The 10321-nt window shown below is 69.2% G+C and carries 11 protein-coding genes and 1 pseudogene; 9 read left to right on the forward strand and 3 right to left on the reverse strand.

Going from position 1 to position 10321, the window contains the following annotated elements; genetic code table 11:
- Window positions 1-28: 28 nt before the first annotated feature.
- The 5 genes from IEY55_RS22110 (at window position 29) to IEY55_RS22130 (ending at window position 5767) form a co-directional block, all read left to right on the forward strand.
- A complete protein-coding gene (locus IEY55_RS22110; RefSeq protein WP_229686637.1) occupies window positions 29-739 on the forward strand; it encodes a cytochrome c biogenesis CcdA family protein in 711 nt (236 codons plus the stop codon).
- Complete coding sequence (resB, locus tag IEY55_RS22115) at window positions 739-2448, forward strand: cytochrome c biogenesis protein ResB (protein ID WP_189060436.1); 1710 nt, start codon at window positions 739-741, stop codon at window positions 2446-2448. The genes IEY55_RS22110 and resB overlap by 1 nt, the downstream gene beginning before the upstream one ends.
- On the forward strand, window positions 2448-3407 hold the full coding sequence (gene ccsB, locus IEY55_RS22120) for a c-type cytochrome biogenesis protein CcsB (protein WP_189060437.1): 960 nt from the start codon (window positions 2448-2450) through the stop codon (window positions 3405-3407). The genes resB and ccsB overlap by 1 nt, the downstream gene beginning before the upstream one ends.
- A 220-nt stretch (window positions 3408-3627) precedes the next feature.
- Window positions 3628-5013 (forward strand): MinD/ParA family ATP-binding protein, encoded by a 1386-nt coding sequence (locus tag IEY55_RS22125; RefSeq protein WP_229686630.1) that lies wholly within the window; start codon window positions 3628-3630, stop codon window positions 5011-5013.
- A gap of 481 nt (window positions 5014-5494) precedes the next feature.
- Window positions 5495-5767: a hypothetical protein gene (locus tag IEY55_RS22130; RefSeq protein ID WP_189060439.1), complete on the forward strand. Its 273-nt coding sequence runs from the start codon at window positions 5495-5497 to the stop codon at window positions 5765-5767.
- A gap of 325 nt (window positions 5768-6092) precedes the next feature.
- Here the strand turns inward: IEY55_RS22130 and IEY55_RS22135 are convergent, their stop codons facing one another.
- Entirely contained in the window at window positions 6093-6272 is a 180-nt protein-coding gene (locus IEY55_RS22135) for a hypothetical protein (RefSeq protein ID WP_189060440.1), read from the reverse strand.
- 152 nt (window positions 6273-6424) lie between these two features.
- A complete protein-coding gene (locus tag IEY55_RS22140; protein WP_189060465.1) occupies window positions 6425-6646 on the reverse strand; it encodes a BldC family transcriptional regulator in 222 nt (73 codons plus the stop codon).
- 230 nt (window positions 6647-6876) lie between these two features.
- Here IEY55_RS22140 and IEY55_RS22145 point away from each other — a divergent pair, with 230 nt between their 5' ends.
- Both IEY55_RS22145 and IEY55_RS33065 read left to right on the forward strand, forming a co-directional pair.
- Window positions 6877-7365: an Lrp/AsnC family transcriptional regulator gene (locus IEY55_RS22145; protein ID WP_189060441.1), complete on the forward strand. Its 489-nt coding sequence runs from the start codon at window positions 6877-6879 to the stop codon at window positions 7363-7365.
- A 74-nt stretch (window positions 7366-7439) separates the two neighbouring features.
- Window positions 7440-7625: pseudogene (locus tag IEY55_RS33065) on the forward strand (DUF4229 domain-containing protein); the annotation flags it as partial.
- Between the two features lie 247 nt (window positions 7626-7872).
- Here IEY55_RS33065 and IEY55_RS22155 read toward each other — a convergent pair.
- Window positions 7873-8142: an early set domain-containing protein gene (locus IEY55_RS22155; protein WP_373290046.1), complete on the reverse strand. Its 270-nt coding sequence runs from the start codon at window positions 8140-8142 to the stop codon at window positions 7873-7875.
- Between the two features lie 157 nt (window positions 8143-8299).
- On the opposite strand from IEY55_RS22155, the gene cds1 reads away from it, so the two are divergent.
- Both cds1 and IEY55_RS22165 read left to right on the forward strand, forming a co-directional pair.
- Window positions 8300-9388: an L-cysteine desulfhydrase Cds1 gene (cds1, locus tag IEY55_RS22160; protein ID WP_189060443.1), complete on the forward strand. Its 1089-nt coding sequence runs from the start codon at window positions 8300-8302 to the stop codon at window positions 9386-9388.
- 377 nt (window positions 9389-9765) lie between these two features.
- On the forward strand, window positions 9766-10281 hold the full coding sequence (locus IEY55_RS22165) for a helix-turn-helix domain-containing protein (RefSeq protein ID WP_189060444.1): 516 nt from the start codon (window positions 9766-9768) through the stop codon (window positions 10279-10281).
- The last annotated feature ends 40 nt before the right edge of the window (window positions 10282-10321 follow it).

Below are 10321 nucleotides of genomic sequence, written 5' to 3' on the forward strand. Positions count from 1 at the left end.
CCCGCTCCTGGTGGCCGCGGCCTTCGCGATGCTGGCCGGAGCGGTGTCGTTCGCCTCGCCGTGCGTGGTCCCGCTGGTCCCCGGCTACCTGGCCTACCTGGCCGGGCTGGTGGGCGCGGACACGCCCGCCCTGGACGAGACCGAGCCGCGCCGTGCCGGACGCTGGCGGGTCGCCGGTGCCGCGTTGTTGTTCGTGGCGGGCTTCACCGTCGTCTTCGCCGTGATCATGCTGGGCGTCATCGGCGTCTCCGACGCCCTGGGGCGGAACGAGCAGCTGCTGCAGCGGGGCGGCGGCGTACTCACGATCTTCATGGGCCTGGTCTTCATCGGCATGGTGCCGGCTTTGCAGCGCGAGGTTCGGGCGCACCGCGTGCCGCGCGGCGGCGTGCTCGGTGCGCCGGTGCTCGGCGCCCTGTTCGGGTTGGGCTGGACCCCGTGCATGGGGCCGATGCTCTCCGCCGTCCTTGCGGTCGCCGCCGGTACCGGCGGCGGGAGTATGCGCGGTGTCGCGCTCATCCTTGCCTACTGTGCCGGTCTGGGTGTGCCGTTCGTGCTGTTGGCTCTCGGCGCCCGGTGGGCGCTGCGCACCAGTGGCTGGCTGCGTCGCAACGGCCGGAAGGTGCAGTACGTCGGCGGGGCGATGCTCGTCTTGGTGGGAGTGCTCTTGGTGACCGGAGCGTGGGGCGTGATGTTGGCCTGGCTGCAGAAGCCCATCGCCGGATTCGAGCTCCCGATCTGATGCGCAGCCAGATCGCCGCCGCGTCGGCCTTCCTGCGCAACACCTGGCGCGGACTCACCTCCATGCGTACCGCGCTGGTGCTGCTGTTCCTGCTCGCACTCGCCGCACTGCCGGGCGTGCTGCTTCCGCAGTACTCGCTGAACTCCGGGAAGGTGGCCGAGTACAAGGCCGAGCACAGCACGATCGGTCCGTGGCTGGACAAGCTCGGCTTCTTCAACGTCTTCGCCGCGCCCTGGTTCGCCGCGATCTACCTGTTGCTGTTCATCTCGCTCATCGGCTGCCTGCTGCCCCGCACCGTCGAGTACCTCCGGCAGCTGCGTGCCCGCCCCGGTCTCACGCCCCGCAACCTGTCCCGCCTCCCGCACCACGCGGAGCGCACCGTTGACGCTGACGTGGACGAGGTCGTCGCGGCGGGGCGCCAGCGCCTGCGCGGCTGGCGGAAGGAGATCGGCGAGGAGCCCGGCGGCGTGCGCACCATCAGCGCCGAGCGCGGTTACCTCCGTGAGGCCGGCAACCTCGTCTTCCACTTCTCGATGATGTTGCTCCTGGTCGGGCTGGCCGTGGGCAAGCTGGTCGGCTACGAGGGCCAGGTCATCGTGCGCGCCGACGGCTCGCAGTGGTGCAACTCCGGCCTGTTCAACTACGACTCGTTCCGGCCCGGGCTCACCGTTGACGGCACCAACCTCAGCCCGTTCTGCGTGCGGGTGGACTCCTTCCGCGCCAACTACCTTCCCAGCGGGCAGGCCGACACGTTCCACGCCGACATCGCCTACCAGGCGGGCGACGACCTCGGCACCGACCGCTGGAATCCGTACGGGCTGGAGGTCAACGAACCGCTGCGGGTGGCCGGTGACCGGGTCTACCTGCTGGGGCACGGATACGCGCCACGTTTCGTGGTGACGTTCCCCGACGGACAGACGCGGACCCAGGCGATCCAGTGGCGGCCAACGAGCACGGCCACGCTGCTGTCGGAGGGCGCCACGAAGTTCGACCCGCCGGGCGTCACCGACCCCGCGGAGCGACGCAAGCATCAGCTGGCCATCACCGGTCTTTTCGCGCCCACCGCTGCCTACGACCACACCGGCAAGATCCTCACTTCGGCTTTCCCGATGGTGAACAATCCGGCTGTCGCGGTTGACGTCTACCGCGGGGATCTGGGTACCGATTCCGGCAGCCCGCAGTCGATCTTCAGCATCGACGAGCGCATGGTGCGCGACGGCCGCCTGAACAAGGTCGCCCGGCAGAACCTGGAGCTCGGCCAGGAACTCACCCTCGACGACGGCACCCGGATCCGGTTCGACGGCGTCGAGCAGTGGATCTCGATCCAGGTGTCCCACGACCCGGCACAGGTCTGGGTGCTGGTGGCCGCCGTGCTCGTGCTCGCCGGCCTGGGCGCCTCGCTGGTGATCAAGCGCAGGCGGGTGTGGTTGCGGGTGCGCCCGAATGGTGCCGGTGAGGGGGGTGGTCGTACCGTCGTCGAGGTCGGTGGGCTGGCCCGCACCGATCAGGCGGGATACGGCGAGGAGTTCGGCAGGCTCGCCGGCGACCTGCTGGCCGCACGGACCTCGGGGACGGCCCCGAACAAGATCGTCGCGGACCGGGCGGATCCGGAGCGGACGGGGTCGGACGAGGCGGGTCCGGACGAGACATCGAACAAGACACAGCGGGCGGCCGCGGGTGGCGGCCACGACCGACAGGACGTGCCCTGATGTCGATCAATTCCACGCTCTCGCAGTACAGCGACCTCTCGTACACCACCGCGATCGCGATCTACGTGTTCGCGATGCTGTTGCACGCGGCGGAAAACGCCTTCGGTCGTCGCGCCGTGCAGCGGGAGCAGAAGGCGTTGGTCGCCGCGGGCGGGGTGCCGCTTGCCGAACAGCCGTCGCGCGGGGTGGTGGACACCGGGCGTGCTCTGCCGGAGCGGTTGGGGCGTATGGGTGTCTCGCTGACCGTGCTCGGTGCCGCCCTGCACTTCGCGTCGCTGGCGTTGCGTGGGCTGGCGACCGGCCGCGTGCCCTGGGGCAACATGTACGAGTACATCTCGGCGGTCTGCCTGGGCGCAGTTATCGCGTGGCTGGTGATGTTGCGCCGGCACTCGGTGCGGCAGCTCGGCGCGTTCGTGTTGCTGCCCCTGGTGGTGCTGATGTTCCTGGCCGGCACGGTGCTCTACGCGCAGGCCGGGCCCGTGGTGCCGGCACTGAAGTCGTACTGGCTCGTCATCCACGTCTCGGCCATGGTGATCTCCAGCGGTGTCGTGCTGGTGGCCGGTGTCGCGAGCCTGCTCTACCTGGTGAAGGCGCGGCACGAGGCGAACCCGTCGACGTTCGCGAAGCTGGGGAGCCGGCTGCCCGCGGCGGATGCGCTGGACCGGCTCGCCTACCGCACGACCGTGTTCGCGTTGCCGCTGATGACGTTCGGGATCATGGCCGGTGCCATCTGGGCGGAGGCGGCGTGGGGCCGGTACTGGGGCTGGGACCCCAAGGAGACGGTCGCGCTGGTGTCCTGGGTCATCTACGCGGCTTACCTGCATTCCCGGGCGACCGCGGGCTGGCGCGGCAACCGCGCCGCGTGGGTGAACGTGGTGGGTTTCGCGGCGACCGTGTTCAACCTGTTCTTCGTAAACCTGGTGACCACCGGGCTGCACTCGTATGCGGGCGTGGGCTGATCCCGGGACGGCTTGTAGGGTCGGGCGCACCGGGAGGGCCGCTGTCGAGCGCGTGATCATGTCACCGCGCGTGACCGTTGAGCCGGCATGGACCCGCGGTTGGGCCTGTGTGACCTGGGCTGAACGGGTGTCCGTGGTCGACCCAGTGCGAAACCCGGACGACAGGGCGACTACCTTTCGGTGCCAGGCGACCCACAGGGCTAGGGGAGGGACTCCAGCGGTGACCGGACGCTACGAGGAGCCCGACAACCGGCAGGAGGCGCACTGGCAGCAGCCCGGGGCGTCGGCACAGCAGGCGGAGCCGGTGGTGCGGCCCGCGGATCCCGGTGCCTCCGGCCCGTTTCCGGTGGACAGCTCCGGTCCGCAGCCGATACCCATGGACGGCCAGCAGGCGCCCCAGCCGATGTACGTCGACCCGGCCAACTCGGGCCCGTACCCGGTCGGCGGTGGCCGGTCGGGACCGCACCCGGTGGCCGGTGGCGCGTCGGGCCCGTACCCGGTCGATCCGGCCAACTCCGGGCCGTACTTCGTCGACCCCACCGGCTCCGGTCCGCAGCGCGTGCAGCAACCGGCGTACCCGCCCGGCTACCCGCCGGGGGTGCCGGTGGGGACCCCGCCCGGCGGAATGCCGGCGCAGGGCCCTCCGCGGGCGCCGCAAGGGCCTGGCCCGCAGCAGGACCTGTCCTCGGCGCAGCTCATCAAGCAGGTCAAGCGCCCGCCGCAGTCCGGCTGGCGGCGCGCGATCTATGTGGCCAGCGGCAGGACGATCAACCTCGGCGAGAGCAGGGACGACCTGCACCGCCGCGAGTTGATCACTCGGGTCAACCAGCCGCTGCACGGTTGCTACAAGATCGCCATGCTCAGCCTGAAGGGCGGCGTCGGTAAGACGACGACCACGACCACGCTGGGCTCGACCTTCTCGTCGCTGCGCGGGGACCGGGTCATCGCGGTGGACGCGAACCCGGACCGCGGCACGCTGGCGCAGAAGATCCCGCTGGAGACGACCGCGACCGTGCGGCACCTGCTGCGCGACGCGAGCCGTGTGCGCCGCTACAGCGACATCCGCGCCTACACCTCGCAGGGGCCGAGCCGGTTGGAGGTGCTGGCCAGCGAGCAGGACCCGGCGGTGTCCGAGGCGTTCAGCGAGCAGGACTACCGGCGCACGGTCGAACTGCTCGAGCACTTCTACAACATCGTGCTCACCGACTGCGGTACCGGCCTGATGCACTCGGCGATGAAGGGCGTGCTGGAGCTGGCCGACTCGCTGGTGATCGTGTCTTCCGGCTCGGTCGACGGCGCGCGCAGCGCCTCGGCCACCCTGGACTGGCTGGACGCGCACGGCTACCGCGACCTGGTGTCGCGGTCGGTCGCGGTGATCAACTCGGTGCGGCCCAGGTCGGGCAAGGTGGACCTGGACAAGCTCGGCCAGCACTTCGCGGCCCGCTGCCGGGCGGTGTGCCGGATCCCGTTCGACCCGCACCTGGAGGAAGGCGCGGAGATCGAGCTGGACCGGCTGGCCCCGGCCACCCGGCTCGCCCTGCTGGAACTGGCCGCCACGGTCGCCGACGACTTCCCGCACGCCAGCGCCCGCAGCCGCAACCAGTAAGCGCGAGTCGCGGTACGCCGTTGTCGCCCCTCCGCGGAACACCGCGAAGGAGGGGTGGCTGTTTCGATCGGCGGTTGTCAGTCGGCGAAGCGAAGGCGCTCTCGCCGCGATGCCGCGGATTGCGCCCCGTCCGAATTGTCACGGTTGGCTAACTTCTGTCCGTCGCTCGGACCCGGCCACCCGCCCGTTTCGCCGCACCACGGCCGGCAAGCCCGTCGCCGTAACTGCGAGTACTTGAACGCGCCCCGCCCGCCCTGGGTTCGCGCAGCCCATGGCGAGCCTATCGATCAAGAAAAGTGCAGGTCAAGGCCATGATCGAAGGCTGTGGACAAGTCGTTGGGCCGGTGGATAACTCCGGCGGGATTGCGGGTGGGCGCGGCAAGATCGACATCGGGTCCAGCGGCGCGAATTCGATCTTGGGGGCGCGTATTCGACTCAGTGCATTCAACTCGATACTGAGCGCAGTGGCAGGATGCGCGGTATGAGCACGCGGGAACTCACGGTGCCCGTTCCGGCCGACGTGCACTGCATGGCGATCCTCGCGGCGGCAGCGGCGGGCGTGCCGGTATCGGACTGGTTGGTGCGGCTCATCCGGAGGGCGGCCCAGGAGCAGGCGGCGTTACTCGACGGGCGCACGGCCGTGCGGGAGTTCGAGGCCGACTACGGGCCCATGTCGGACGGGCGGGAACGGGGACGACCGCGCATGACGTCGATGGGCGTGCTGCCCGTACGCGACCACGGCGGCGACGCCTGAGAACGCATCCGGAACGTGCGCCAGAACGTGTCAGAACGTCCCTGGAAGCGCGCCACGATGGATGGGCAGCCCACTGATCGTGGTGGGGGCTCGGACCACTGCCAAGCCGAGCGCGAGCGATCGATCGGCTCGGCCTGGGACCGCATGCGCGCGAAAGGAGCGGTTGCTGCTCGGACCCGGCTGGGTGGGCGTGCCGGGTCGGCCCCGGACTCCCCGGCCATGCCACCGCACGACGGCGCCTTCGGCCCGCGGCTCGTGTCGCGCTGCCCGGAGGTGTCGCGGAACATGGTCAGACACCGCACGCCGGGCGGCGGCGACGGCGAGGCTACTTCTCGTCGTCCTTCCGGCGTACGTGCTCGTCGAGCTTGCGGAGGAACTCCGGGTCGTCGTCCGGAGCAACCGGAGCCCGCCGGCCGACCCTCGACGTGGTCAGCTGGGGGCCGAACGCGCGCCACAACAGCACAGCGACGGTCAGCGCACCGATCGCCGCGAGCAGGTACAGCACCGCTCCACCTCCTTCATGCCCCGGTCGCGAGGAGTACCCCGCGTGCCGTCGAGACTAGCCCGATTCGCCGGGTTCCCGGTGAGCGGTCTCACCACCCGTTACGGGTCACCACCGTTGCCGGCGACCCGTAACCGGGTGGAGAACCTTCCTGATCAACGGGCGTCGGCGGTGCTGGCCTCCGTCGTGAGCGTGGCGAGCAGCGCCTGCACCTCGGACTCGCGGAACCGGCGGTGACCACCCGGGGTACGGATCGAGCCGATCCGGCCGGCGGTCGCCCAACGGGTCACGGTCTTCGGGTCGACGCGGAACAGCGAGGCCACTTCGCCCGGGGTAAGCAGGCGCTCGGTGGACTGGCGGGTGTGCGGGATGGACATGGTCAAGGCGACCTCCTCGTACCAGCCGTGATTCCGGCGTTCCGGTCGCATCGTGACACCGGACCCGCCGGGTACTCGAACGCTTGCCTGGAGGTAAAGGGTCGGTAAGGGACGAACTGCGCAGAACGGACGCGCCTCTACCTGCGGTTTTGTCGGTGGGCCCGGCGAGGGTGCCGCGCGACGGGGTGGCGCGGACGCCGTGGATGTGCCGTACGCGACACTATGAGGCCATGGACGCTGTGGACCGCCAGATCATCGCGGCGCTGCGGGAGAACGGTCGCGCCACCTACGCGGAGCTGGGGCGGCAGGTCGGGCTCTCGGCCTCGGCGGTGCACGAGCGGGTCGGAAAGCTGGAGTCGTCCGGGGTGATCCTCGGCTATCACGCCGTGGTGGATCCGCGGTCGGTCGGGCTGGGTGCCACCGCCCTGGTGGGGATCCAGCCCACCGACACCGGTGACGACGACGAGATCGCGGCGGCCCTGGCCGAGCTTCCCGAGGTGGAGTCCTGTTACGCGGTGGCCGGTGACGAAGCGTTCGTGGTCAAGATCCGGGTGCCCACCGTGGACGAGCTGGAGCGCTCGTTAGGCCGGCTGCGCCGGATCAAGGGCGTGGCGCGGACCCGGACCACGGTGGTGTTGTCCACCCGGTTCGAGGGCCGGCCGAACACCCCCGACTCGATGCTGCCCCCGGCGCCGTCGCAGGATCGGCCCAGCGCGTAGCCTGGCCCAACGTGGCCGCAGACGACGTGCAGGAACCCGCCCCGGAGGCTCGCGTGCCCAGCCGGCTGGAGCTGGTGCGCGACGTCACCCTCTACACCCTGGCCCGGCTGCTGCTGGTGCTCGCGGTGGCGGGGCTGCTGATGCTGGCCCGGGTGCCCCTGCTGGTGGCGCTCGCGGTGGGCGTGGTACTCGGCCTGCCGCTGTCGTTGCTGCTCTTCCGGGGGCTGCGGGTGCGCGTGGCGACCGGGCTGGCTGCGGCCGGCGCACGCCGCCGGGCCGAGCGCGAGAAGCTGCGGGCGCAGCTCCGCGGCGAGCAGCCGCGCGACGAGGGACCAGGAGCCCAGTAAAGAGCGCTTGGTAAAGGTTCCCTTGTGGATCTCGGCCGCCCGGACCGCGGAGCGGCCGAGAGTGTGTCGGACTCCACACCTTGCCGGGGCGGCACGACGCGGCAGAGCGGGCAACCTTCCGCTCGCGCAACCGCGCACACTCGGCCGGACTGGACAGGTGTCAGGCTCGGATCATGCAGTTCGCGCCGTCCCGAATTTCGACGTGCTCGTCGTCGAACCAGTACCCGTCGCTGCCGAGGTAGCGGAAGAGCAGGTTACTGCCGGGCGTGACCATGACGACCGCCGACCGCGTGCCGTTGGAACGGCGGCGGAGCAGATGGCGGCCCGGCGTCCAGTCATTGAAGTTGCCGACGACGCTGACCGGGCCGTCCGGGTCGTCCGCCGGTAGCACGAAGGTGACGCGCACCCGCCCGTCCCGCTGCTGGCGCATGTGAATCACGGTGTCGCTCCCGGGATGTGCCGTCTGGGTGAGATGTTGGTGACCATGGTCGGGGTAACCCGGCGGCGGAGACAGCACGCGGCCTGCGAAACCACCGGCTCGGAGGATCGCGCGCGAAAACCGGTCGCCCCGGTTACGCTGCGCCTTCGTGCAGGTCGACCGGTTTTGCGACACCACCCGGAGCTGGGTCAACGAGGCTGTCCGGGTGATCGAGGCCGACGCCAACCGCAGCGCCGACACCCACCTCCTGCGCTACCCGCTTCCGGCCGAGTGGGGTATCGATCTTTACCTCAAGGACGAGTCCACCCATCCGACCGGCTCGCTCAAGCATCGGCTGGCTCGGTCGCTGTTCCTCTATGCGATCTGCAACGGCTGGATCGTGGACGGGACACCGGTGATCGAGGCGTCCTCAGGATCCACCGCGGTCTCGGAGGCGTACTTCGCCAGTCTCGTCGGGTTGCCGTTCATCGCGGTGATGCCGCGCTCGACGAGCAGGGAGAAGGTCGCGCTGATCGAGCGGCAGGGTGGCCGCTGCCACTTCGTGGACTCGCCGGCCGCGATCTATGACGAGTCGCACCGGCTCGCCGCGAAGCTGGATGGCCATTTCATGGACCAGTTCACCCATGCGGAGCGCGCGACCGACTGGCGGGGCAACAACAACATCGCGGAATCCATCTTCGAGCAGATGGCGCTGGAAACACACCCCGAGCCGACATGGATCGTGGTGGGTGCCGGGACCGGTGGGACCAGCGCAACGATCGGGCGGTACGTGCGGTATCGCAGGCACCACACCCGGCTGGCCGTGGTGGACCCGGAGTTCTCCGTGTTCTTCGAGGCATGGCGGGACGGGGACCCGACCCTGAGCGCCGACCGCGGGTCGCGGATCGAGGGCATTGGGCGGCCCCGGGTCGAGCCGTCGTTCGTCGGCCAGGCCATTGATCGGATGATCAAGGTGCCGGATGCCGGTTCCCTCGCCGCGATCCGGTACGCCGAGCTCGTGCTCGGTCGTCGTGTTGGTGGCTCCACGGGCACCAACCTGTGGGGCGCGTTCCAGCTTCTCGCCCAGATGCGAGCTGCCGGGCAGCAGGGCAGCATCGTGACCCTGCTCTGTGACGGCGGAGAGCGGTACGCCCGCACCTACTACGACGATGCCTGGGTGGCCGCCGAGGGACTCGATCTCGCTCCACACCTGGAAGTTCTCGAGCACTTCCACAAGACCGGTGCCTGGCCCGGCTGAGGTACCGCTCGATGCGCGGCGAGACTTTAGCCAAGCAGCGAGTGAGTGAGAGCGTCATCCCGGAGTCTGTTCGAACAGTACGCCGTAACGAGGCGGTTCGGATATCGGTCATGCGCGGAGGCGTCCTGAACCGACAAAGGCTCGAAGCAGCAGGGCAAAGCGCGACAAGGCAGAAGCCTGTCGACAAGGCATGGATGTGATGTCTCGAAGGCAAATTTGACCGTAGTTGCGCCTGGTCGGATACCAAAAAACCCGCCGACCGGAGTAGGGGCCGGCCACCCGGACAGCGGAACGTCGTCGTTTATTCCTGACCTAGGATGGCGATGAACAGGTGAGAGCCGTACCTTATGGGCGCGGTGACCCGGGGAGAGGGGAACTTGAGAGATCTGCGACGGCAGAACTCCACGGGGAGTGAACAGGGGGCCGAGGAACGTTCGATCGAGGAAAGGCGACTGGCCTGGGACTGGCTGGTACATGAGTTGCAGAAATTGAAACGTGAGGCTGGGTTGAGCTATGCTCAGATGGAGGCACGTCTCCGCGCGAAGGGAACACCTTACAGTGACTCTTCGCTGGAGCGCTACATAAACGGAAAGGTCCTGCCTCCCCGGGGTGCGGTCAAGGCAATAGGTGAGTTATGCGGTGGGGACAGCATTCGGCTGCTCGGCCTCTGGGAACTCGCAAGAACGTCGAAGTCAGGAAATGGTGGTACCGGTTTGACGGTCGGGGCGAATCCGGGGGCAGGGTCGGTTGCGAGTGCCTCCGAAGGCAGCGACGACCACCCCGTGCGCTGGCGGTTGGCCACAGTTCTTATCGTTGCCAGCTCAAGTGGCGTTGTGATTGTGCTGGTTTTGGTAATGATGATGTTGCTCACGTGGAACGCGGGCGTGCGTTGATCACGTCGCGCACGCTCCTAGTCGAGATCGACCGAGAGTA

This window comes from Longimycelium tulufanense (assembly GCF_014645795.1).
Taxonomy (GTDB): domain Bacteria; phylum Actinomycetota; class Actinomycetes; order Mycobacteriales; family Pseudonocardiaceae; genus Longimycelium; species Longimycelium tulufanense.

What these genes read in the sequence shown, in the direction of transcription:
- IEY55_RS22130 (WP_189060439.1), top strand. Translation starts at nt 5,495, where the DNA reads ATGAGCACGCGGGAACTCACGGTGCCCGTTCCGGCCGACGTGCACTGC.
- IEY55_RS22155 (WP_373290046.1), bottom strand. Translation starts at nt 8,142, where the DNA reads ATGCGCCAGCAGCGGGACGGGCGGGTGCGCGTCACCTTCGTGCTACCG.
- ccsB (WP_189060437.1), top strand. Translation starts at nt 2,448, where the DNA reads ATGTCGATCAATTCCACGCTCTCGCAGTACAGCGACCTCTCGTACACC.
- resB (WP_189060436.1), top strand. Translation starts at nt 739, where the DNA reads ATGCGCAGCCAGATCGCCGCCGCGTCGGCCTTCCTGCGCAACACCTGG.
- IEY55_RS22145 (WP_189060441.1), top strand. Translation starts at nt 6,877, where the DNA reads ATGGACGCTGTGGACCGCCAGATCATCGCGGCGCTGCGGGAGAACGGT.
- IEY55_RS22110 (WP_229686637.1), top strand. Translation starts at nt 29, where the DNA reads ATGCTGGCCGGAGCGGTGTCGTTCGCCTCGCCGTGCGTGGTCCCGCTG.
- IEY55_RS22140 (WP_189060465.1), bottom strand. Translation starts at nt 6,646, where the DNA reads ATGTCCATCCCGCACACCCGCCAGTCCACCGAGCGCCTGCTTACCCCG.